Source organism: Bacillus sp. T-10(2022) (assembly GCF_056502895.1).
On record NZ_CP113518.1, the window covers coordinates 1,178,649 to 1,200,884 of the forward strand.

The 22,236-nt window shown below is 42.4% G+C and carries 23 protein-coding genes; 16 read left to right on the plus strand and 7 right to left on the minus strand.

Annotation, left to right across the window (positions count from 1 at the left end; translation table 11 throughout):
* Positions 1–14 precede the first annotated feature (14 nt).
* The 3 genes from OSJ91_RS05695 to OSJ91_RS05705 all read left to right on the plus strand — a co-directional run bounded on the left by OSJ91_RS05695 (position 15) and on the right by OSJ91_RS05705 (position 2,481).
* Positions 15–914 (plus strand): carbon-nitrogen hydrolase, encoded by a 900-nt coding sequence (locus tag OSJ91_RS05695; RefSeq protein WP_485891189.1) that lies wholly within the window; start codon positions 15–17, stop codon positions 912–914.
* Between the two features lie 454 nt (positions 915–1,368).
* The gene (locus OSJ91_RS05700; RefSeq protein ID WP_342604408.1) at positions 1,369–1,509 is read left to right on the plus strand and encodes a hypothetical protein; all 141 of its coding nucleotides are present in this window, start codon (positions 1,369–1,371) and stop codon (positions 1,507–1,509) included.
* A 522-nt stretch (positions 1,510–2,031) separates the two neighbouring features.
* Positions 2,032–2,481, plus strand: coding sequence for a hypothetical protein (locus OSJ91_RS05705; RefSeq protein ID WP_350301583.1), 450 nt, complete (start codon positions 2,032–2,034; stop codon positions 2,479–2,481).
* Between the two features lie 183 nt (positions 2,482–2,664).
* Here OSJ91_RS05705 and uraH read toward each other — a convergent pair whose 3' ends face one another.
* The 4 genes from uraH to OSJ91_RS05725 form a co-directional block, all read right to left on the minus strand.
* Positions 2,665–3,024 (minus strand): hydroxyisourate hydrolase, encoded by a 360-nt coding sequence (gene uraH, locus OSJ91_RS05710; protein WP_350301584.1) that lies wholly within the window; start codon positions 3,022–3,024, stop codon positions 2,665–2,667.
* Positions 3,025–3,033: 9 nt separating this feature from the next.
* Complete coding sequence (pucL, locus tag OSJ91_RS05715; RefSeq protein WP_350301585.1) at positions 3,034–4,527, minus strand: factor-independent urate hydroxylase; 1,494 nt, start codon at positions 4,525–4,527, stop codon at positions 3,034–3,036.
* Between the two features lie 15 nt (positions 4,528–4,542).
* Positions 4,543–5,868 carry a nucleobase:cation symporter-2 family protein gene (locus OSJ91_RS05720; protein ID WP_485891190.1) on the minus strand — a complete coding sequence of 442 codons (1,326 nt, stop codon included), beginning with the start codon at positions 5,866–5,868 and terminating at the stop codon, positions 4,543–4,545.
* Positions 5,869–6,026: 158 nt separating this feature from the next.
* Positions 6,027–7,643, minus strand: a complete 1,617-nt coding sequence (locus OSJ91_RS05725) for a PucR family transcriptional regulator (RefSeq protein WP_485891191.1) — start codon at positions 7,641–7,643, stop codon at positions 6,027–6,029.
* A gap of 299 nt (positions 7,644–7,942) precedes the next feature.
* Here OSJ91_RS05725 and OSJ91_RS05730 point away from each other — a divergent pair, with 299 nt between their 5' ends.
* The 4 genes from OSJ91_RS05730 (at position 7,943) to OSJ91_RS05745 (ending at position 13,130) form a co-directional block, all read left to right on the plus strand.
* Complete coding sequence (locus tag OSJ91_RS05730) at positions 7,943–8,998, plus strand: Rieske 2Fe-2S domain-containing protein (RefSeq protein WP_485891192.1); 1,056 nt, start codon at positions 7,943–7,945, stop codon at positions 8,996–8,998.
* 197 nt (positions 8,999–9,195) lie between these two features.
* Positions 9,196–10,443: an allantoate deiminase gene (gene allC / locus OSJ91_RS05735; protein WP_485891193.1), complete on the plus strand. Its 1,248-nt coding sequence runs from the start codon at positions 9,196–9,198 to the stop codon at positions 10,441–10,443.
* A gap of 14 nt (positions 10,444–10,457) precedes the next feature.
* Positions 10,458–11,720 carry a pyridoxal-phosphate-dependent aminotransferase family protein gene (locus tag OSJ91_RS05740; protein WP_485891194.1) on the plus strand — a complete coding sequence of 421 codons (1,263 nt, stop codon included), beginning with the start codon at positions 10,458–10,460 and terminating at the stop codon, positions 11,718–11,720.
* A gap of 30 nt (positions 11,721–11,750) precedes the next feature.
* The gene (locus OSJ91_RS05745) at positions 11,751–13,130 is read left to right on the plus strand and encodes an allantoinase (protein WP_485891195.1); all 1,380 of its coding nucleotides are present in this window, start codon (positions 11,751–11,753) and stop codon (positions 13,128–13,130) included.
* Between the two features lie 137 nt (positions 13,131–13,267).
* Here the strand turns inward: OSJ91_RS05745 and OSJ91_RS05750 are convergent, their stop codons facing one another.
* Genes OSJ91_RS05750 through OSJ91_RS05760 form a run of 3 tightly spaced genes read right to left on the minus strand, consistent with a single transcriptional unit; the run spans position 13,268 to position 15,633 of the window.
* Positions 13,268–13,714, minus strand: a complete 447-nt coding sequence (locus OSJ91_RS05750; protein WP_485891196.1) for a PaaI family thioesterase — start codon at positions 13,712–13,714, stop codon at positions 13,268–13,270.
* Positions 13,715–13,732: 18 nt separating this feature from the next.
* Complete coding sequence (locus OSJ91_RS05755; protein WP_485891197.1) at positions 13,733–15,283, minus strand: solute symporter family protein; 1,551 nt, start codon at positions 15,281–15,283, stop codon at positions 13,733–13,735.
* On the minus strand, positions 15,280–15,633 hold the full coding sequence (locus tag OSJ91_RS05760; RefSeq protein WP_485891198.1) for a DUF485 domain-containing protein: 354 nt from the start codon (positions 15,631–15,633) through the stop codon (positions 15,280–15,282). The genes OSJ91_RS05755 and OSJ91_RS05760 overlap by 4 nt, the downstream gene beginning before the upstream one ends.
* A 256-nt stretch (positions 15,634–15,889) precedes the next feature.
* Between OSJ91_RS05760 and paaK the strand changes: the two genes are divergently transcribed.
* From paaK to OSJ91_RS05805, 9 genes are all read left to right on the plus strand, one after another.
* Positions 15,890–17,218 carry a phenylacetate--CoA ligase PaaK gene (gene paaK, locus OSJ91_RS05765; RefSeq protein ID WP_350301593.1) on the plus strand — a complete coding sequence of 443 codons (1,329 nt, stop codon included), beginning with the start codon at positions 15,890–15,892 and terminating at the stop codon, positions 17,216–17,218.
* 114 nt (positions 17,219–17,332) lie between these two features.
* Entirely contained in the window at positions 17,333–17,572 is a 240-nt protein-coding gene (locus tag OSJ91_RS05770) for a ferredoxin (RefSeq protein ID WP_133349024.1), read from the plus strand.
* Between the two features lie 129 nt (positions 17,573–17,701).
* A complete protein-coding gene (gene paaA / locus OSJ91_RS05775; protein ID WP_485891199.1) occupies positions 17,702–18,658 on the plus strand; it encodes a 1,2-phenylacetyl-CoA epoxidase subunit PaaA in 957 nt (318 codons plus the stop codon).
* An 18-nt stretch (positions 18,659–18,676) separates the two neighbouring features.
* Positions 18,677–19,036, plus strand: coding sequence for a 1,2-phenylacetyl-CoA epoxidase subunit PaaB (gene paaB, locus OSJ91_RS05780; protein ID WP_485891200.1), 360 nt, complete (start codon positions 18,677–18,679; stop codon positions 19,034–19,036).
* Positions 19,026–19,826, plus strand: a complete 801-nt coding sequence (paaC, locus tag OSJ91_RS05785; RefSeq protein ID WP_485891201.1) for a 1,2-phenylacetyl-CoA epoxidase subunit PaaC — start codon at positions 19,026–19,028, stop codon at positions 19,824–19,826. Before paaB ends, paaC begins: the two co-directional genes overlap by 11 nt.
* 24 nt (positions 19,827–19,850) lie before the next feature.
* A complete protein-coding gene (paaD, locus tag OSJ91_RS05790) occupies positions 19,851–20,348 on the plus strand; it encodes a 1,2-phenylacetyl-CoA epoxidase subunit PaaD (protein WP_252280041.1) in 498 nt (165 codons plus the stop codon).
* 20 nt (positions 20,349–20,368) lie between these two features.
* A complete protein-coding gene (locus tag OSJ91_RS05795; RefSeq protein ID WP_034314904.1) occupies positions 20,369–20,674 on the plus strand; it encodes an EthD family reductase in 306 nt (101 codons plus the stop codon).
* Entirely contained in the window at positions 20,671–21,447 is a 777-nt protein-coding gene (locus tag OSJ91_RS05800; protein ID WP_485891202.1) for an enoyl-CoA hydratase/isomerase family protein, read from the plus strand. Before OSJ91_RS05795 ends, OSJ91_RS05800 begins: the two co-directional genes overlap by 4 nt.
* Before the next feature lie 10 nt (positions 21,448–21,457).
* Positions 21,458–22,231 (plus strand): enoyl-CoA hydratase-related protein, encoded by a 774-nt coding sequence (locus OSJ91_RS05805; RefSeq protein WP_350301598.1) that lies wholly within the window; start codon positions 21,458–21,460, stop codon positions 22,229–22,231.
* Positions 22,232–22,236 lie beyond the last annotated feature (5 nt).

Sequence of the window (22,236 nt, forward strand, 5' to 3'; positions counted from 1 at the left end):
TAGGTAGTGAGAAAATGTCAAAAGTAAAAGTTGGCCTTATTCAAATTCATTGCGGAGAATTCATTGAGCAAAATATTCAAAAAACGATAGAGAAAATAAAAGAAACAGTAAATAAAGGGGCACAAATCGTTTGCCTACAGGAATTATTTTCTTCGCAGTATTTTCCGCAAACGGTCAGTGTGAAAAATTATGATTTAGCTGAAGATGTAGATAGCGGTACATTAGCCAAAATGGGTGAATTAGCAAAGGAATTAGCAATTGTCTTGATTGTCCCTTTTTACGAAAGAGCAGGTGCTGGAATTTATTTTAATAGTGCAGCTGTATTTGATGCTGATGGAGAATGTTTAGGGATTACAAGAAAAAATCATATTCCGGATGGTCCCCAATATCATGAAAAATATTATTTCGTTCCAGGCAATACTGGGTATCCTGTCTATGAAACGGCTTATGGAAAAATAGGAGTCGGGATTTGTTGGGACGAGTGGTATCCAGAAGTTGCCCGAATTTTGAGCTTACAAGGTGCAGAGATATTATTCTATCCTTCCGCTATTGGTTCAGAGCCAGATCATCCCGAGATATCGACAAGATCATCCTGGGAAAAGGCAATTTCCGCTCATGGCATTTCTAATGGTGTATTCGTTGCTGCGACAAATCGAGTGGGCCAGGAAAAGGACATGAATTTTTACGGCGGTTCATTCATTAGTGATACCTTCGGGAATATTCTAGCTTCACTTGATGATGAAGAAGGAATTATTGTGCAAGAAATTGATTTAAAAGAAATAGAAGAGACTAGAAAAATTCTGCAATTCTTTAGAGACCGCCGTGTCGATACATACGGCCCTATATTACAAAAAGAAATACTCCCAACCCCATCCCCTTCAAAAAAGGGAACAAACAAAGCGCTGTTTAGTTAATCATCAAAGAAATGGCAGGTAGTATTACCTGCTCAGACTGTTTTGGACGCGCTAAATTTTAGGTAGTACAACTGAAAACACAGGTGTGAACTGTTGTGCTTGAAGCAGTTACAAATAATTACTGACTGCATTGCTTAGATAATCTATAGTTCAAAAGAAAAAAACCAATTTTCCTTTATGGAGAGTTGGTTTTTTACGCTATTCAAATGGTCGTTAATGTAACAGGCATTTTATTTCTTGCCTTAAAGAAAAAACGGGTAAATTAGCTTTTGAACGGAGCTGTCGCTAAGGCGGCTTTTTCTTTATACGACGGTTAGCGAAGAACAATATGGGAAATACTAAGAGAATGAAAATCTTACCGAATTTTCAGAAAAATACATTGACGGGAAAATACAGTTGTTATATATTATTAATAAGTTAAATTTATTGTTATATAACAGAAGGAGGAGTCAAAATGATGAATATTCATGATAAAGCCTATGAAAGTTATTTAAAGATTTGTGAAAGGTATGAAATCGAGTCGATAAACTTCGACCACTTCATCAAAAATCTAACCAAAGACCAGTTGGATGAATACAGTAAATTAGCCGTTTAAATGAAAGGGCGTGATTGCACAAGATGGACCTCCCGGTTGATGTAGATGTAGAAGCCAGTTAAAAACCCCACCAGGTGCTATGGGAACAGGTGGGGTTTTGTTATGTGTTTAGCTTATTTCATTTAGTTGCACGCCGCTATTTGGTAAGGATATTATAGCCCCTCTTACTAGTCTTAACTGACCTTTTCTGTGCTTCTAATACCACCACTATGTGAACAAACCCACAGTTTAAGATAAATAGCTCCTATATTTAAAATATCCCATTATTTTAAAGAGCATTGTAGTAATTCGGCGTCCCGATAAAAAAGCATTGCAACGATAATTCAAACTGGTGCTTGTCTAAAATGTAGTGACATAGAAGACCGCAGAACAATAGCGTTTTTGTTTAGTGCAGCTGCTTTATAAAACTTAATTTCCTGTTGTGAAGCTAGACCTTTGATATACAATATATGTAAGGGGGGGCGGTGATTAATGTATCAGGGTTGAATATCTAGAATAAGGGTCAGACGATGGAGGTTCGCAGTGAAAAAAATCGGGGTTTTATTTGGAGTAATTGTTATTATAGGTATTGCACTTTATGTTATACTTGCTCAACCAAATCTTGAAGCGGATTTATTAGGAACAGGAGAAGATAAAAAGGTCATATTAGTAACTTTAGAGAATACGGGATTTCGTGATATTCAATTACTTGATATCCACGTTAACGGTACTGAAAAACCCGATATAGTTAAGCTACAAGTAAATAAAACAGGTAAAGGATTTGCTATTACAGATACTTTCGATGATCCGGGATATGAGTTTATGGATTATGACTCAATAGAAATTGAGCCTGAAAAAGAAGTGAATAAGAATAAAGAAGATATTGTTTCTGTCTATGCGCTGTCCATAAAACATAGTGTCGAAGTTCATTCATTATCTGTGAGTTATAAATATTTAGGTAAGGAATTTGAAGAAATTGCCAGTTTTGATTAGTTCGCATTTGCTATATAGTTTCCTCATCTTCTTTTGAAATCAAGAATCAGTATAAAGACTCGCTATCCACCTTTACTGATGCTTTTCATTTGTACACATTTAGGTTGCTTATCCAGCTAACTATCCTGACTGTAATCGATCAAACAAGAAACTGCCGGAGAAGGTCTTCTCCGGCAGTTTCTTTTAACTTCCCCGATACACTTGATAGCCCCATGGGGAAACGAGCAGTGGCACATGATAATGAGAGGATGGGGAAGATAGTCCGAAACGGACGGGTACCTGGTCCAAAAAGGGCGGATCAGGAAGCTCGATGGACTTATTCCGGAAGTAATCCCCGATATGAAAAATGATTTCGTAGTTTCCCATTTTAGTGTTTTCTGCGTTTAGCAGCGGGGCATCGAGCCTCCCGTCTGTATTTGTGACCGCTGATTGGAGCAGCTGCCAGTCAGCGGTGGATGATTCGGAAAAATATAATTCAATCGTCACGTTTTCGGCAGGTTGGCCATGCATTAAATCCAATATATGTGTTGTTATACCAGGCATAAATACTCCTTAACCGATGTTTTCTTCAGCAGCAGCCAGGATTTTGTTATTTTCGAGATTTTCTTTTTTAACGGTGAAGACCTGAAAGCCATATGGCGGGCGCGGCTCTGTATATACTTTTCCTTTGAATGCCGGGATTTCGGAAACGACTGTATCCCATGTGTGGTTTTGTGATTCGAATGTAACTTCAAGAAGCTGAGGGAATCTGGTTAAAATACGGCAGCCGATTTCATAAATCAGATTTTGGATCGAAGGAGTCTCCATTTCATGGAAAACGGATGTAGCAATATCGATTATCTGTTCAGCAGCCACGTATTTAGAAGGATCCACGCCGAATGCATCCTTTTGATCCTCATAGACCCAGTGGAGATTCAAATAGATGAAAAGCGGCCGATTTCCATCTTCGGGAAGCGTCGTATACTCATCACGGACAAAACCGACAAAAGAGTTCCCGCTTACTTTTATTAATTGAAGGTCAAGGATGGAACTGCTTTGCTGAACGATTTCGCTGCCGTTTTCCCCGCGGATGATTTCGACGGCTGCCTTGGCCCGTTCGTTGCGGGACTTTTTGAATACAAGGTCACTCGGTTTCAATTGAAGATCCGTCGCTTCAGTCACAGTTTCGAAAGGGATATCCTCGGCAATCAATTTAACCGTATCGATTTGAGGATATTTGTTCAGGAAGGCTTCTGACACATATGAAGCAAATCCTTCTAATGTTGCTCCTTTGAATGTGGCTAAATGACGTTGGATGAAGTTTTTCATCGAATCTGTCGCGACGACCATGGAATTGTCTCCTTCTGTGAAGGAGGGAAGAAAAGAGGAGCCGCCAATGGAAACTTTTACATTGGTGCCAAAAATGATATGATCTCTGCCTGAAAAAGTGGATTCTGGTATTTGTTTGATTCCGGTTAAAGGCTTTGAATAGGTCCTATAGGCAAAAACATTTCCTTTTCCATAACTTAGTGTTTGTGCGGCTGATTTATTTTTCATTGAATTCTCTCCTTCGATTTTTATTTTATCCTGTAAACGAAATAGGGCAATTTTATGAATTTCAGATAGGGCCTTATCGAACTCTATTGTTTCTGAATGGTGAATCCTTGTTTTCATCGATTGATATATGTCATTTTTATCTTTACCGCGTACAGCCAGGATAAATGGAAAGCCGAATTTATTCATATATTGCCGGTTCAATGATATGAAACTTTCATATTCATCGGCAGTAAGGTCCTTTAAACCGGCGCCATGCTGTTCCTTAGTCGAATCATCACTCATTTCAACTTTGTCCCCTAGGTTCGGGTGCTTCCTGATTAATGTTAACTTTTCTTCCTTTGACGAATTGCTTACAATGTCCACCATGCATCGATGCAGATTGATGATAGATGAAAATGGTCTATTGGCTGCCGCCTTTTCTGCAATCCAAGGTGAATGTTCGAAAGTATCACCAAGGAACATCGTGAACTCCTTTTCGCTAATTGCATTTAGTGACTTAATAGTAATCATTCTAAGGGCTCCTTTTTAAATGCTTTTTGCCATGAACTGATCTGTTTCCGCGATGGTTCTATCTGCCGCCTTTTTCCTTCGAGGAGTCAAGATCACATTCAGGATGATGGCTGTCAGGCTTCCTGTGATGATTCCATCACCGACAACGATACGGATTGTTTCCGGCAGGCTTGAGAATAACTCGGGAACGACGGTGGCGCCCAGTCCGAGTGAGACTGAACAAGCAATGACCAATAAATTAGCATTATCCGAGAAATCGACGTCATTCAACATTTTAATTCCTGATGAAACGACCATTCCGAACATGACGACGGTAGCACCCCCGAGAACGGCAGTAGGAATCAGGGTAGCGAGTGCTGCGATTTTCGGTACAAGTCCAAGCCCGATTAAAATGAAGCCGGCTACAATGGTGATTGTTCTTTTTTTCACACCGGATAATTGAACGAGGCCTACATTCTGGGCGAATGTACTATAAGGAAAGGCATTGAAAATCCCGCCTAAAGTGAAGGCAAGGCCTTCTGCCCGGTAGCCCTTGACAATATCTTTTTCACTCAATTCCCTGCCGGTTATTTTTCCGAGAGCAAGGAATGCGCCAGTGGATTCGACAAGGATGACTGTGCCAACCAACATCATCGTAAGTATGGGTGCTATTTCAAAGCTGGGTGTACCGAAGTACAAAGGAGCGGGAATATGGAACCAAGAAGCCTCGGCAACGGTGGAAAAGTCCATATTCCCAAAAAACGTTGAAGCGATCGTTCCTGCTATGATGCCAATCAGAACGGAAATGGAGCGAATGAATCCAGTGAAGCAGCGATTGATTAACAGAATAACGGCGAGGACTCCTAAAGAAAGCATCAAGTTCTCGGCTGAGCCAAAGTCTTTGCTGCCGGAACCGCCAGCCATATTCTTTATGCCGGTGGGCACTAAGGATAATCCAATGATGATGACGACGGTACCGGTCACGACAGGCGGGAATAATTTAAGCAGTTTACCAAATATGTTGGAGAAAAAAATGATGAATAATCCAGCGGCGATGATTGATCCATAGATAGCGGAAATGCCATAATTGCTGCCGATGGATATCATGGGGGTGACTGCGACGAAAGAAGTTCCCAAAACTATCGGGAGGCCAATGCCAAAATATTTATTTTTCCAAGATTGCAATAATGTAGCGATCCCGCAGGTCAATAGATCAATGGCAATAAGGTAGGCTAACTGTTGAGAATTGAATCCCAATGCCCCGCCGACGATGATCGGCACCAATATGGCACCAGCATACATGGCAAGAACGTGCTGAAGACCTAACGAGAAGGCCTTGGACTTGTTAATTCTGTCATTCATAAAAAAACTCCCTTCTGCAATAGCATGTCATTTTATATCACGTGATTCTGTTATGATTAATATCATAATAAAAAATCAGAAAATTGTCATTAGTTAGATTAGACAATTTTTGGTTGTGGATATAGACAACTTGCATAAAGTGATGGGAGGCTTTTGTTTTATATTTTAAGTAAGGTTTTAATGCGAAGGGCAAGCCGTATCTGGAGTGTGGTCTCCGAATCTTTCAGGCTCTTGCCGAGCAGCTCTTCGCATTTCTCGAGTCTGTATACAACTGTGTTTCGATGTACGAATAACCTTTTGGCAGTTTCAGATATTTGACAATGAGTTTCGAGATAGACGGATAATGTCTGTAATAAAGATTGCTCCTCCTCGGTGAAAACCTTTGAAAATCCCTGTAGTGCATAATGGTGAAAATTCATGAGGTCTTCTTCGGGGATGATCCTCAATAATTCCATAATATCCTTCGTTCGGAATATTTGGATGTATTCGGTCCTTTTCGAAAGACCTCCTTCGAGAAGGGAGTCGTTCGCTTCTTTGAAAGAGTTCTTGGTCTGTAAAAAACTCTGGCTCAAATGGCTCACTCCGAAAGAAATCGTGCAGCCGAACTGGCTGGCTGTTATCCTTTGCAATGATTTTAGCGAGGTTTCGACAGTCTGGAGAACGTCGGCAGAGACTTCATTCACTTCATATAAAAGAATGCATTTCTTGCCTTTGGTAAAGAGGTGAATGGGATTGGGTGATAGGCAAAGTTCATCTTCCAAAAACTCGTATATCGAATCAGCCCTTCGTTGCAGCTGTGTGTAACTTATGTCCGAATCGGATTCATCGATCTTTCCGACTGCGCATATATAGGTTTGTTCATTGGGTAAGGAAAACTCCTTTGCCCGATTTATGATTTCCTCTTGTGAGGAGAAACTGCCATCAAGAAAATGAAGGAAGAAATCATTTCGGATATTCCGATCATGCTGTTTAAGGGCGTGTTCTTTCATCAAGGCAAAAGAAATGACATTGGTTGCCTGTTCTATCGTCAATGTTATGAGGTTATCGCTAGTCTTGATTTCTCCCGATATCGTCAAATAACCAAATTTTTCTTCATTCATAAAGATGGGGAAGACGGTATAGGGCTGTTTATTGGAAAGGGACGAAAATGAAAAGAAAGACGTTTTGGTTTTGTGGAATCGGAATCCCTCTTCGCTCATTTTTTTGATTATTGGAATAATTCCGGATGTAGAGATTGGTTGGAATATCGGTTTTAGGTACTGGTCAACTAATAAGATGGGGTATCCAATCATATCCGATAAATGATCAAGCAGCTTTTGAATCCCTTTGCCGCGCATGATTAAGTTTGTGAATTGCTTATGTGTTTCCATGGCAAAGGTCAATTCCGCTGCACGTTGATCCAAAATCCCCCGTAATGTATGGTTGATGATTTCTCCGAGTGACAATTCGGCCGGGAGTTCAATGATTGGAAAGGATAAATCATTGGCAAGAACCAGTGCCTCCTCAGGTATTTCCTTTATGTACCTCCTTGTCTTTATTCCTAGGGCTGCGCAGCCTTGGCTTGCCATCGCTTCGACAAGTGATGACAAGAGATGCGGCTTGTCCTTTATGTGATAAGCCGTCGTTACAAGGAATTCATTTGGTTTTAAAAAGTTGATGATATCCGGAGCGTCCATCATATTGACTGTGCGGACTTCCCGTTCGATCCCTGTTCCTCCGGCAATTAAATGCATGCCGGTTAATGCTGGCAATGTTAAAAGTTCGGCTACCTTCATCTGAAACACCTCATTTTGGAAAATTAGAGTATTGAGTGTAAGTTTATAAATACAGGGGAAATGAATCTGTTTTAAAATAGTGCATGTTACTGATATTAGTCGTTTACTAACGTGTTTTGCGGATTTTCATTATCATATCATACAAACCCTTTGGCATATCCTGCAAATTTCATTGTATGGATTGCTGGATAAATAAAAAAGTATTTGCATGTTAGGTTTTATAACATTGTTAGTGACATATTATCTCGATTTTGTTAATATTTATAAAAAATTAACGTGAGGATAAGGGAGACGATAAAATGAGTGAAGGCATAGTTGCTTCCGGTAAGAAAAAAAGAGTAACGCCGTTTCCGAAAGAATGCACATTCAGCAAAGGGGACTGGGATGTATTATCGCAATATTGGTTTCCTGTGGCTGCAGTCGAGGAAGTATCGGAAAAACCGATAGGCATTAAACTTCTGGATGTGCACCTTGTCCTTTATCGGGCCAATGGGAAGATTATCGTTGCGAGGGACCTTTGTCTGCATCGCGGTGTGCCATTAAGCATGGGGTGGGTGGATGGTGATGATATCGTATGCCCTTACCACGGTTTTAGATATGGTCCGGAAGGGAATTGTACGGGGATACCTGCGCATCCCAACGCTAAAATATCCCCGCGTCTTTGCATTAATATTTATCCCGCGATAGAGCGCTACGGCTTAGTTTGGACTTCGATTGCGAGCGATAAAGAGGATATTCCGAAGTTACCGGCCTGGGATGATGAGGAATATTTGAACATCCTGCCGCCATCCATAGACATTGCCGGTTCAGCCGGTCGGCAGATGGAAGGTTTTTTGGATGTGTCCCACTTTGCTTGGGTTCATTCGGAAAGCTTCGCTGATCGTAACAATCCTATCGTTCCTAGTTATAAGGTGGAAAAAACGGAGTATGGCCTGCATGTGGAATACTTAAGTTCCGTCAGTAATTACGGAAAAGGCATGCGGCATTTAGAACCTGACAACTTTGAGTGGCTGCGTGTTTTTGATATCTATCCACCGCTGGCGGCCAGGCTTACTGTCCATTTCCCGGAGGATGGAAAACTTCACATCCTGAACTGTGCCAGTCCGGTTTCGGCACGAAAGACAAGAATGTTTTCGCCGATGGCCCGTAACTTTGATATAGATGCCCCGGTTGAAGATACTTATGAATTCAATTTGCAGATTTTCAATGAAGATAAGGAAATGGTGGAAAATCAAAAGCCGGAGGAGCTGCCTCTCGATTTGCAAGCGGAAGCGCATATCGCGGCAGATAAGACGTCGATCGCTTATCGTCAGCTATTGAGGGAATTGGGCTTAGGTTCAAATTATACAAGTTGATAAAAAGAGGGTGTCCGGTTTAATGGGCGCTCTCTTCTTTTATTGGCTTACTTTCAGTTGGTTATTTTGCACAAAAAAACACCGAAATACTAACAGAATTGTCAATGAAGTTAAATGCGAAAGCAAGTAAAATAATAGATAACATAAATTTGTGAATATTCATAACATGAATGGATATTGAGAAGGGAAGCGATGTGATGGGCATTCAAATCGAAAAATTCATAGATGAAAAGGATGATGTTGCGTCGATGATAGAATGGTTGGCATCTTTCGGGGCAACGGAGAATAATGGGGTGACCCGGTTATTATATTCCAAGGAATGGATGAGCGCTCAGCAGGCAATGAAAGCTGAGATGGAAAAAGAAAAGCTCAGTACATATTTTGATAGTGTAGGCAACTTGTTTGGCAGGCTTGAGGGAGCGGATCTCTCCGGTGGAATCATTCTGACTGGTTCTCATATAGACACGGTCAAGGATGGGGGGAAATATGACGGCGCATATGGGGTCATCGCTAGTTTCCTGGCAGTTAAGAGGTTGTATAAGGCCTATGGGGCGCCGCGAAAGACGATTGAAGTCGTTTCCTTTTGTGAGGAGGAAGGAAGCAGATTTCCCTTAACGTTTTGGGGGTCGAGGAATATTAAAGGAATCTATGGTCTTGAGCATGTCAGGGATTTAAAAGATACAGAAGGAATTCCTTTTTTGGAAGCCATGAAAAAGTCAGGGTTTGAACCTGAAGCCTATAAAACCCCGGTCCGCGATGATATTGAACGGTTCGTCGAAATTCATATAGAACAGGGGATGGTGCTTGAAAAGAATGAGAATGCAATTGGGGTCGTCAGCCATATTGTCGGGCAGCGCCGTTATACGGTTAAAATCATGGGTGAGAGTGATCATGCGGGCACCACTCCCATGTCATACAGGAAGGATGCTGTCGGTTTTGCTTCGGAATTCATTTCTTTTTTAACGAAAAAAGCGAAGGGGATGGACCCGGGTTTAGTTGCGACGGTTGGCAGAATGGATGTTAAGCCTAATGTTCCGAATGTCATTGCTGGTGAAGTGGAGCTCAGTCTCGATATCAGGCATCACGAGGAAGAGGTTCTTGAAAGGTTTTGTAAGGAAATCTTTTCGACTTTCGATTCCTTGGCAAAGGAGGCTGAAATGAAGTTGGAGGTTTCACAATGGATGGATGTCAAACCTGTTGCGATGGATCGGGAAATGAATCGCCTTGTCCGAAAGATAACTGAAGATAAAAATATACCATACCAAGATATGGTCAGCGGAGCCGGCCATGATGCACAGGTATTTGGTTCGTTTTGTCCGACTTGCTTGCTGTTCGTTCCAAGTAAGGGGGGGATCAGCCATTCGCCTAAGGAGTTTACGAGTGTTGCGGATATGGAAAAGGGAATCGACGTTTTAAGTGAAATACTATATAAATTAGCCTATTAAAGGAGTTGGGGAAAATGGCATATTCAGAATTGAATGCACCGATGAGAACGATCATGACACCAGGACCGGTCGAAGTGGACCCGCGTGTTTTAAGGGCGATGAGCACACCGATATTAGGGCAATTCGATCCTGCATTCACTACAATCATGAATGAAGTGATGGAAATGCTGCGTTTGGTTTTTCAAACGAAAAATAAATGGGCATTCCCGATCGATGGCACCTCAAGATCGGGTAATGAAGCGATTTTATGCAGCATCATTGAGCCGGGAGATAAGGTTCTGGTTCCCATATTCGGTAGATTCGGTCATTTGTTGGTCGAAATCTGTGAGCGATACGGAGCTGAAGTCCATACGATGGAATGTCCTTGGGGAGAGGTGTTCGAACCGCAAGCTGTCATCGCGGAAATCAAGAAAGTCTCCCCTAAAATAACAGCAATCGTTCATGGGGAAACTTCCACTGGTTGTATGCAGCCTTTGAAGGAAATCGGGTTGGCCTGCCGTGAATTGGGTGTCCTGCTTGTGGTGGATGCGGTTGCCTCCATCGGGGGCACCGATGTTAAGGTGGATGAATGGTGTATTGATGGGTTGATAGGAGGGACGCAAAAATGCTTGTCCGTTCCTTCAGGTATGGCACCGATTACGTATAATGAGAGAATAGAAGAAATCATCCAGTCCCGCAAAAAGGTGGAACGTGGTATTGCGACGGATGAAGACAACCAAAAGGTTTCGCTCCGCCGTCCGATCACCAGTAATTATTTCGATTTAAGCATGCTGCAGGATTATTGGGGACCGCGCCGCTTGAATCACCATACAGAAGCTACTTCCATGATTTATGCGTTACGTGAAGGGTTGCGCCTTGTGCTTGAAGAAGGTCTGGAAACGCGCTTTGCCCGTCATGAACTCCACGAAGCTGCTCTCGTTGGAGGGATCAAGGCAATGGGGCTAACGTTATTCGGGGATGGGAAAAACAAACTTCCGTGTGTAACTTGCATCGAAATTCCAAAAGGAATCGACGGTGAGGCTGTAAGAGTCATGCTGTTGAATGAATTTGGCATCGAAATCGCTTCCTCGTTTGGTCCGCTTCACGGGAAAATCTGGAGGATCGGGACCATGGGATTCAGTTGCAGGAAAGAAAACATCCTCTTTGTATTGGCTTCCTTGGAAGCTGTCCTTTTGCGCCAGGGGTTCCAAGTTAATCGGGGAGAGGCTTTGCAGGCTGCACTGGATGTGTATGTGGGAAAGACGGAGAAAGTGTCTGCATCAAGGGGTTCTCTTTGATTATAAAACTATTTTGGAGGAGTGGTCCGTATGTCAATATATGATCTTATTATCCGCAATGGATATGTAGTTTTTCCTGATGGAGTGAAGAAAGCTGATCTCGCCATCCAGGATGGGGTGATTGTTAAGATTGGGGATATCCTGGATGGTAAAGGTGATGCAGAGTATGAAGCGGATGGCCAGCATATCTTTCCTGGTATGATTGATGTCCATGTGCATTTTAGCGAACCTGGCCGCGCTCATTGGGAGGGCTTTGAAACAGGATCGCAAATGATGGCGGCGGGAGGCTGCACCACATATTTCGATATGCCATTGAATGGAATCCCTTCAACGATTGATCGAAAGGCTTTCCTTGAAAAGGGCAAGCTCGGTGAGATGAAGTCGGTTGTAGACTTTGGATTATGGGGAGGACTGGTCCCGGGAAATATCGATGATTTAGAGGATCTCGCCAAATCCGGAGTCATCGGATTTAAGGCCTTTCTTTCAGCGACGGGAAATGAGGAGTTTGAACGGGCAGATGATTTCACCCTTTTACATGGAATGAAGAAAATAGCGGAATTGGGAAAGGTCTTGGCCCTTCATGCGGAAAGTGATCCGATCACTCAGTGGTTCAAGCGGGAAAAAGAGAAGGATGGACTATTCAGTGCGAATGATTATGCAGCTACAAGACCTGTGCAAGCGGAAGCGGAGGCTGTGGAACGTGCCATTACATATGCAGAGTTAACGGGCTGTCCGCTGCACTTTGTCCATATTAGCAGTAGTTTGGCCATCGAAAAAATTGAATCGGCCAAACAAAAGGGGCTGGATGTGACGGTCGAGACGTGTCCGCATTATTTATTATTCAATCAGGATGATTTAATAGAAAAAGGCGCGGTTGCAAAATGTGCTCCCCCGCTAAGGGAAAGAGAAGAACAAGAAAGATTGATTACCCGTTTAATGGAAGGGAAATTCGATATGATTTCTTCTGACCACTCACCATGCCCTTTTGAGCTGAAAGATCCTGCCATACATAATATTTTTGAAGCGTGGGGCGGAATAAGCGGGGGGCAATTTTCGCTGATGTCGATGATAGAATTGGCAGTTTTACATGGTATCCCGCTTCATAAAATCGCTGAGTGGACAGCTTCAGCCCCGGCAAAAAGGTTCGGTCTTTCCTCTAGAAAAGGACAAATTAAGGTAGGGAAGGATGCAGACCTTGCCATCGTTTCACTTAATGGTACGCATGAAGTTTCGGAAACGAATTTCTTCGCGAAACATAAGCAAAGCGTTTATATGGGCCATACCTTTCCTTGCCAAATCACGGCTACCATTAATAGAGGGAAAATAGTTTACGAGTCTGATGTAATCAGTGAAAGGGAGCGTGGGGAGTGGCTAAAAGTGATAGATTCCAGTATTGCGGTCAATAGCTAGGAAGAAGGGTTATAAAATAAGGGAGGGGGATTCCAAATCGGGGATCCCCTTTTTATTAGCTCTGCGTATGTATCATGGGCAAATCAAGGGGAAAAGAAACCGGACAAGATGATTGCTTGTCCGGTTTCAAGCGTTACTTATTCAACTTGGTCGACGAAATATTGATTTTTCCTGTATACCATCGCTTCCATGGTTGCAATCAATTCCCTTTCATTTAACACGTCTATTTTATACCATGCCAGTTTATGGTTTTTCTTTATCTCTTCCGCTCTGGCAGTTAAAGTCTCACCCCGTTTGCCAGCTGATAAGAAGTTGATGTTGTTTGAAACGCCAACCGCAATTTTGCCATATGAATTGCTGGCTGCGGCGAACGCGTAATCAGCAAGTGAAAAGATAATCGCACCATGAACTGTTCCGTGGCTATTTAGCATGCGGTCACTAGGAATCAATTCAGCTTCCGCTGTGCCGGGACCGAGTTTCGTCAACTTCATTCCGAGAAAAGAGGCATATGGTTCGTCCACCAGCACTTGCTTGATTTTATCGTAATGCAATTCATGAATATCCTGATCTAATTGAATGGTCATTTGAAACCTTCCCTTCCTTTAATGGTCTTTTGCAGAACTTATTCCATATCCTGTGTTAGATTTGAAGAGTACTTCCGAAAACTTGTTCTCCTCATCTTTTGGCTTTGACAAGACTGTGCCTAAATAGGCTCCGATAAAGCCAAGAGGCACGGTGAAAATAGTCGGGTTGCTCATCGTGAAGAGGGGATCTCCTGTGAAAATACCCATTCCAGGCTCAGGATTCCATACATTAGGACTGAGCATGACAAGTATAAGGGAGCTGATTAAACCGAATAGCATTCCGGTGATTGCTCCGGTTGAGTTGAATCGTTTCCAATATATTGTACATAGGATGATCGGTAAATTGGCACTGGCAGCTATTCCTAGTGCAAGAACAGAAAGGAAAGCGACATTCAAAGATTGTGCAAATAAAGCGAGTAAAATCGAAATGACCGCTACGCTTATCGAGGCCATACGGGCAACAAGAATTTGCTGTTTTTCCGTAATGTTTCCGTCTTTGATGATTTCGCCATATATGTCATGTGCAAAAGCGGATGCCGACGTTAAAACAAGACCCGATACAACCGCTAAAATCGTCGCAAATGCCACAGCAGAAACGAAGGCGAATAAGAACTCCCCGCCCACTGTTAATGCAAGAAGTGGAGCGGCCATGTTCCCGGCCGAGTTTGCTTCAACAATTCTATCAAAACCGACGAAAGCAGCAGCCCCGAAACCAAGGAAAATCGTCATGATGAAAAATATTCCAATAAACCAAGTGGAATATACCACGGATTTCCTGGCAGTAGCTGCGTCCTTCACTGTAAAAAAGCGAACGAGTAAATGTGGAAGGCCGGCTGCCCCAAGGACAAGCGACATATTAAATGAAATCATGTCGAGTCCATCGGTGTATTTATTTCCTGGATTCAAAAATTCATTTCCAAGCGGTGTTGCAGTTTTGACATGATGGAACATCTCTGAAATGTTGAAATTAAAACGCGAAAATACGATGAACGTCAACACAGCAGAACCGCATAGTAAAAGAACAGCTTTGGTGATCTGCACCCAGCTTGTCGCTCTCATTCCACCGAAAATTACATAAATCGTCATCAATACACCAACTAGAAGGACGGATAGCCAATAATCGATGCCGAGCAAGAGTTTAATTAAACCTCCTGCACCGACAAGTTGTGCAATCATGTAAAAGATTGAAATGACAAGTGTGTTAGCCGCAGCTATCCCACGGACTTTTTTTGATTTGAAGCGTGCTGAAATCATGTCTGCCAGCGTAAACTTACCTAGATTGCGAAGTGGTTCCGACACAAGATACAATAAGACAAGAAAGGCAACAAGGTTCCCGATGCTCATGTAAAAGCCATCGAAACCAATCAGTGCGATTGCACCCGTAATTCCCAGGAAAGAAGCGGCTGACATAAAGTCACCGGCCACGGCCAATCCATTCTGCCATGCTGTCAATCCGCCGCCGGCCGTATAAAAATCACTGGCATTTTTCGTCTTCTTAGAAGAGTAATAGGTTATTGTAAGCGTTAACAAAATGATTCCTAAAAAAAGCGTAAGGGATAACATGCTCATTTGCCAAGCTCCTCCTGATATTTATTCAAAATGTTTTTAGCCATTGTGTCATATTTCGCCGATTTTTTTATATATACAATTCCCCCGATCCAAACGACAGCAAATTGGAGTAGTGCGTATACCCATGCCCAAGTTATATTGAAAAAAGCTTCACCTTTCAATACATCCGTATAAGCAGCTAAAATTGGCAGAATAAAATAAAAAGCAAGAAAGAATAGAGTAACAGGTACAATGAAAGCTTTTTTCTTTTGAAGTAAATCCTTGAACTCATCTGTTTCAATTAATTGACGATACTTAGTTTCGTTGTCACGATTTTCTGCTAAATGACCCATTTTAATCGGTTGTTCCATAATAAGCCCCCTTTTTAATTATAGTACGATTTTAAAACGAGTAACTAATAATATGATATACCATTATTAAATTAACATAGTCAGAAAATTATGTAAATTAAAAAAGTTTTGTGAAATTATACAAAACATGATTGACATCGTTAAAATGACGTATTAATCTTAAAATGAAGCATAACAATAAATTCAAATTCCGTTTTAATATCGTTATGAATGAGAAGTCGGATGGAACACTAGCTAATTTGAGGGGGCTGAAACAATGTACAATCCTGAAGTTGAAACGGCAAGCCGCGCTGAGATGGAAAGTCTTCAAACGGCACGACTAAAAAAAACGATTAGCCATGTATACGAAAATGTACCTTATTACAGAGAAAAGTTTGAAGAAATGGGCATTGATCCAGAGGATATTCAAACTTTAAGCGATGTGTCAAAGCTTCCATTTACAAAAAAACAGACTCTTCGTGACCAGTATCCGTTCGGTTTATTTGCCGTTCCAATGGAAGAGGTAACACGCATTCATGGTTCATCCGGAACAAGCGGGAAGCCTACCATTGTCGGGTATACGAAAAATGATTTGGAAAACTGGGCAACGATCGTCGCACGTGGAATCGTGGCTGCAGGAGGACGCAAGTCAGATATATTCCATAACGCATATGGATATGGTCTGTTTACAGGTGGACTGGGCCTCCATTGCGGTGCAGAAAAGTTAGGGGTTGCCACAGTTCCTATTTCAGGGGGGAATACCGATCGCCAGATTACGATCATCAATGATTTTAAACCGCGTGGGATTTGTGGAACCCCTTCTTATATATTGAATATTGCAGAAAAGATGGAAGAGATGGGGCTTGACCCAGCCAACAATGGGCTTGAGTATGGGATTTTCGGAGCTGAGCCGTGGTCAGAGGAAATGAGGGCTACCCTAGAGAAGAAACTTAATTTGAAAGCAGTCGATATTTATGGCTTAAGTGAAATCATGGGGCCAGGAGTTGCAATAGAATGCCATGAAGCACAGGATGGACTGCATATCGCAGAAGACCATTTCCTTGTTGAAGTCATTAATCCGGATACACTTGAACCGGTTGAGGACGGCGAGGATGGGGAACTTGTCTTTACAAGCCTTACAAAGGAAGCGCTTCCAATCATTCGTTATCGTACAGGCGATATTGCCTCCATTACCCATGAACCATGTAAATGCGGACGCACCACAACAAGAATGTCCCGTGTAAAAGGAAGAACGGATGATATGATCATAGTCAGGGGAGTGAATGTATTTCCATCTGAAATTGAGCGTGTGTTATTCCAAATGGAGGGTATTGTTCCTCATTACCAGATTCACCTCGTTAAGAAGGGGAATATGGATAGTGTTGAACTGCATATAGAAATTGAAAGCGGTTTCTACAAAGAGATTGAAGAAGACTTAGCGCATATAAAAGTAGAGAAATTAAAGAAAACGATTCAACATCATATGAAATCCACATGTCTTGTAACGATGGATATTGTTGTTAACATTCCAAAAGGCATTCCGCGTTCAGAAGGAAAAGCCATTCGTGTCGTGGATAAACGGAATGATGAAATCATTAGCGTATGAATGGGGCAGTGGGTAAAAGGGTGTATGAATAAGAAAACTGCAGTGACGTTACGATAATTGGACGGTAGGGAAAGCAGAAAGAATTAATGAAATTGAGATAAGGAGGAAGGCATCATGGCTAAATATGCAATTGTGGATCAAGAAACTTGCATTGCTTGCGGTGCATGCGGTGCCGCTGCGCCGGAAATCTTTGATTACAATGATGAGGGAGTCGCATTCGTCATCCTGGATGAAAATGAAGGCACCGCAGAAGTCGAAGAAGATTTATTTGATGACTTGGATGATGCACTGGAGGGCTGCCCAACAGAGTCCATCAAGGTGGAATCGTCGCCGTTTAACGTATTAGTTGAATAAAAGTCTGGTCCAATTCCGATAATTTCCTTTTATTCAGTAAAAAGACAGAATAGTGTTGCATTTAATATAACAATAAAATATAATAACGTTATATAAACGTTATATATTATCGAATAAGAGGTGTTTTGGATGAACGTTCTTTTAAATGATATGGCAGAACAAGAAAAGCTAAATCAATTTATTGCCAGAATCGAGGCTGGAGAAAAGATAGAAGCGGATGATTGGATGCCTGAAGATTACCGAGGCACCCTCATCAAATTAATTTCAATGCATGGCATAAGTGAAATCATGGGGGCGCTTCCAGAAAAGGAATGGGTACCTAAAGCCCCGACCTTAAATAGAAAACTTGGAATCATGGCAAAGGTGCAGGATGAAATGGGGCATGGGCAATTATTGCTTCGTGTCGCCGAGGATTTGCTAAAGCCTTACAGTAAAAAACGGGATGACCTAATGCAAGATTTGTTTAAAGGAGATTTAAAGTTTCATAATGTTTTCCATATGGAAGCAAAAACTTGGGGAGATGCAGGATTGATTGGCTGGTTGGTTGATGGGGCAGCGATCATTTCCCAAACGAACATGCTTGGCGCTTCATACGGACCTTATGCCCGTGCGCTGCAAAGGATTTGCGCGGAAGAAGTTTTTCACGCTCAGCATGGTGAAGCAATCATCATGGCTTTGGCTGAAGGAACGGAAGAACAAAGGAAATTGGTTCAAGACTCCATTAATTATTGGTGGGAATCCTTGTTACTCTTCTTTGGACCTCCGAGTAAGAAAGAAGTGGGCTCATCCAAACAGGATATAACGATTAAGTACAGAATCAGAACAAGTACCAATGAAGAGCTTCGCCAAGCTTTCTTTTCTAAATATGTGAAGCGGATTCTTTCACTCGGCTATACCATTCCCGATGAAACACTTCGATTTGATAAAGAATCGGAAACCTGGATTTACCAACAACCCGACTGGGGGAAATTGAAGGTGTACGCAAGAAATGAAGGGCCCCGTTCACAGGATCGCTTAAGTCTTCGAAGAATTTCTTATGAAAATAATAAATGGGTGCGCGAAGCATTAGCGCCGAAAGTCATCTAAGGGAGGGGGAAGGACTATATGGAAACTAGACAAAAAACTTACTTTGAAGAATTTGAAGTATTTAGCCGAAAAACACAAACCTCACCCGTTCAATATCATTTTAGCCTGTTGGCCCCCAATGAGGATATCGCCATCATGATGGCACAAGAAAATTTCATGAGACGTGAAGCTGTAGATGATATCTGGGTTGTCAAAAGACAGAATATACGGAAAATGACGGCCGAGGAAAAGAAAACGCTTCAACGTATCGATAATAAAGATTACAGGACTACAAAAGGCTATGGATACCTAAAGAAAAAATGGCGGAAGTACGAGCAGGAAATGCTCGATGAAAAAGAGATAATGTCTTGGGCTGGAGGCGTGAAAAATGGGGAATGAATCATTGAAGGACATCGCAATCAAGGAATTGCTGCTTCAACTGGCGGACGATGACTTCATCCATTCATACCGTGGAGCAGAATGGTTGGGACTCGCACCGCATATCGAAGAAGATGTTGCATCCGCTTCGATATCTCAAGACACGATGGGGCATGCAGCCATATATTATAAATTACTTGAAGAACTCGGTGAAGGGGATGCTGATAAGCTGGCTCACGACCGTCCCGCCAAGGAACGGCGCAATGCGATCATTCTCGAATTGGTCAATGGACCTGGTTACTATTTGAAAGACCCGGATTATGATTGGGCGTTTGCGGTAGTGCGGAATTATTTTTATACCCAAGCCAAAGCGATTAAGGTTCAATCCCTTCATTCATGTTCATATGAACCGCTTGCTGAAGTGGCACAAAAGGTACAGATGGAACTTTACTATCATTTGATGCACTGGAAAACATGGTTCGTCCAATTGCTGGGATCTGGTCACTTGGAAGCGGTTTCGAGAATGAAAGCGGCGATCGGGAAAACAATGCCCGATTTTGCTGGCGTATTTTCACTTGGACAATATGGAGAGGAAATGGTTGAGCTCGGCTTGATAGAGGGCGAAGCTGTCTTACAGAAAAAATGGATTGAGGCCATCACACCAATTTTTGAAAGTGTCGGCTTGGCATCAACGATTCAAATAGGGATGGCAAGAGGTGATGGTCGTAATGGCCAGCATACGGAAGATTTGGAAAAGGCGCTAGAAACGCTAAGTGAAGTATACGCAAGCGATAAAGCAGCTTCATGGTGAATCAATAGAAAGGGGAGGGGTACCATGGCGACCGTACAGTTAAACACAGAAGAAATATATAAGCTCCTGGAAGACGTTAAAGATCCCGAAATCGATACAGTAAGTATTCTGGATTTAGGGATGGTTGAAGACGTGACGGTTTCGGGCCAGGACGTTTCGGTGAAAATGCTGCCAACTTTTCTTGGGTGCCCGGCATTGTCGATCATTCAAAAAAATGTGGAAACAGCCCTTCGACAGCTGCCTGCCGTAAAAAATGTAAGTGTGGAATTTTTACGTTCCCCTTCATGGACATCCGATCGAATTACGGAAAAGGGGAAAGCTGGATTGAAGGTTTTCGGAATCTCCCCTCCTCCTCGACAAATGAAAAGTGATGGATCATGGCATGTGGATTGCCCATATTGTGAATCGACATATGTCACGATGGAAAATATCTTCGGTCCAACTGCCTGCCGCAGCATTTTATATTGTAAGGCATGCAAAAATCCGTTCGAAGCGATGAAACCGATGATAAAAATAATCTAATAAAATGGAGGTTTTATAAAATGGTAAAGTTAATCGCCCTATACAAACAACCTGAAAACAAGGAAGAGTTCGATGAGCACTATTTCAATGTACATGGTCCGATAACGGAAAAAATTCCTGGACTTCAAAAAATGGAGGTCACTAAAATTGTAGGGACCCCAATGGGCAAAGACTCTGAGTATTACATCCTTTGTGAAATGTATTATGAAGACCACGATGCATTGCAACAAGGAATGCGTTCCCCGGAAGGAAAGGCATCAGGGAAAGACCTAATGGGCTTTGCCGGGAAACTTGTAACGATGATGATCGGCGAAGAAATAAAATGAATGCGCTTCAATTCATTGAAACGTCAATCGCGGATGGCATTGGTTATATCACTTTAAATCGGCCGAAGCAACTGAATGCCCTTAACAGGAAAATGGTGAGGGAAATAGTTTTAACCATGGAAGAGTTCGACCGGGACCCGCAAGTGAAGGTGATCTTGCTATCGGGCAATGGAAAAGCATTTTCCGCTGGAGCTGATATTGACGAGATGGTGAACGACAATCCAATCAGTATGGAGTTAACGAACCAATTTGCCGATTGGGACCGAATAAGCCTAGTCAAGAAGCCTGTGATTGGTGCGGTGAAAAGTTTTGTATTCGGCGGTGGTTTTGAACTTGCTTTATCCTGTGATTTCCTGATTGCCGCCAGCGATACCCAGTTTTCCTTCCCGGAAGTGACACTAGGGGTCATGCCTGGTGCGGGAGGAACCCAAAGGTTGACGAAATTGGTGGGCAAGACAAAGGCACTTGAATGGATGTTGACGGCTGAAAGGATAAAGGCAAAGACAGCTCTGCAATATGGTTTCATTAATAAGATCGTGGCACCTGAATTGTTAATGGAAGAAACGGTTGATTTTGCCAGGAAGATAGCAAAGCAACCCCCGTTAGCTGTAAGGCTGATTAAAGAATCCGTCAATAAAGCCGTTGATTACCCCTTATATGAGGGCATGCAATTTGAACGGAAGAACTTCTATATTCTTTTTGCATCAGAGGACCAAAAAGAAGGAATGAAAGCATTTGTAGAAAAAAGAGAGCCGGATTTTACAGGCGGATAAGGGGTGCTCTATGTACGAAACCATCAAATATAGGGTTGAAAATGGAGTGGCATGGCTTACTTTGAACCGTCCTGATAAACTTAATGCCTTTACGTCCCAAATGAATAAGGAAATACAGAAAGCGATAAAAATATCTGCGGGGTCAGATGAAGTGCGGGCCATTATCATTACTGGGGAAGGCAGGGCCTTTTGTTCGGGGCAGGATTTATCGGATGTTGATGAGGGCTTGAATTTAGGCCAGAAGCTGCGCGAAGACTACGGTCCGATGATGCAGCAAATAGCAAACTGTGAAAAACCGATCATTGCCGCAGTCAATGGAGTGGCTGCAGGTGCTGGCTTCAGTCTGGCGCTGGCATGCGATTTCCGGCTTGTTTCTGAAAAAGCCAGTTTTTTAAATGCTTTTGTCAATATCGGGTTGATTCCTGATTCGGGGAATCTGTATTACCTTTCGCGGATCGTTGGTCATGCGAAAGCCTTGGAATTATCTTTATTGGGGGAAAAGGTTACGGCTAGCGAGGCGAAAAATATCGGACTCGCTACAAAAGTGATAGTTTTGGAGGAATGGAACGAGGAATTGAAAGCCTTTGCAGAGAATATCGCAAACAAACCAACGAAAGCGATCGGTTTAATCAAAAGATACTTAGAGGCGTCCTATCACCTTTCATTGGAAGAATACTTAAAAGAAGAAGCGGAGGGTCAGCGAATTGCTGGCTTAACGAAGGATTATGCAGAAGGTGTGGCAGCATTCACCGAAAAAAGGAAAGCTCAATTCATAGGCAAGTAATATAG

Coding starts and splice junctions, on each gene's coding strand:
- OSJ91_RS05805 (WP_350301598.1), top strand. CDS start 21,458: ATGTACGAAACCATCAAATATAGGGTTGAAAATGGAGTGGCATGGCTT.
- paaC (WP_485891201.1), top strand. CDS start 19,026: ATGGGGAATGAATCATTGAAGGACATCGCAATCAAGGAATTGCTGCTT.
- OSJ91_RS05720 (WP_485891190.1), bottom strand. CDS start 5,868: ATGAATGACAGAATTAACAAGTCCAAGGCCTTCTCGTTAGGTCTTCAG.
- paaK (WP_350301593.1), top strand. CDS start 15,890: ATGTACAATCCTGAAGTTGAAACGGCAAGCCGCGCTGAGATGGAAAGT.
- OSJ91_RS05725 (WP_485891191.1), bottom strand. CDS start 7,643: ATGAAGGTAGCCGAACTTTTAACATTGCCAGCATTAACCGGCATGCAT.
- OSJ91_RS05745 (WP_485891195.1), top strand. CDS start 11,751: ATGTCAATATATGATCTTATTATCCGCAATGGATATGTAGTTTTTCCT.
- OSJ91_RS05700 (WP_342604408.1), top strand. CDS start 1,369: ATGATGAATATTCATGATAAAGCCTATGAAAGTTATTTAAAGATTTGT.
- OSJ91_RS05760 (WP_485891198.1), bottom strand. CDS start 15,633: ATGGAACAACCGATTAAAATGGGTCATTTAGCAGAAAATCGTGACAAC.
- uraH (WP_350301584.1), bottom strand. CDS start 3,024: ATGCCTGGTATAACAACACATATATTGGATTTAATGCATGGCCAACCT.
- OSJ91_RS05740 (WP_485891194.1), top strand. CDS start 10,458: ATGGCATATTCAGAATTGAATGCACCGATGAGAACGATCATGACACCA.
- OSJ91_RS05800 (WP_485891202.1), top strand. CDS start 20,671: ATGAATGCGCTTCAATTCATTGAAACGTCAATCGCGGATGGCATTGGT.
- OSJ91_RS05770 (WP_133349024.1), top strand. CDS start 17,333: ATGGCTAAATATGCAATTGTGGATCAAGAAACTTGCATTGCTTGCGGT.
- paaB (WP_485891200.1), top strand. CDS start 18,677: ATGGAAACTAGACAAAAAACTTACTTTGAAGAATTTGAAGTATTTAGC.
- paaA (WP_485891199.1), top strand. CDS start 17,702: ATGAACGTTCTTTTAAATGATATGGCAGAACAAGAAAAGCTAAATCAA.
- OSJ91_RS05750 (WP_485891196.1), bottom strand. CDS start 13,714: ATGACCATTCAATTAGATCAGGATATTCATGAATTGCATTACGATAAA.
- OSJ91_RS05695 (WP_485891189.1), top strand. CDS start 15: ATGTCAAAAGTAAAAGTTGGCCTTATTCAAATTCATTGCGGAGAATTC.
- pucL (WP_350301585.1), bottom strand. CDS start 4,527: ATGATTACTATTAAGTCACTAAATGCAATTAGCGAAAAGGAGTTCACG.
- OSJ91_RS05795 (WP_034314904.1), top strand. CDS start 20,369: ATGGTAAAGTTAATCGCCCTATACAAACAACCTGAAAACAAGGAAGAG.
- paaD (WP_252280041.1), top strand. CDS start 19,851: ATGGCGACCGTACAGTTAAACACAGAAGAAATATATAAGCTCCTGGAA.
- OSJ91_RS05755 (WP_485891197.1), bottom strand. CDS start 15,283: ATGAGCATGTTATCCCTTACGCTTTTTTTAGGAATCATTTTGTTAACG.
- OSJ91_RS05730 (WP_485891192.1), top strand. CDS start 7,943: ATGAGTGAAGGCATAGTTGCTTCCGGTAAGAAAAAAAGAGTAACGCCG.
- allC (WP_485891193.1), top strand. CDS start 9,196: ATGGGCATTCAAATCGAAAAATTCATAGATGAAAAGGATGATGTTGCG.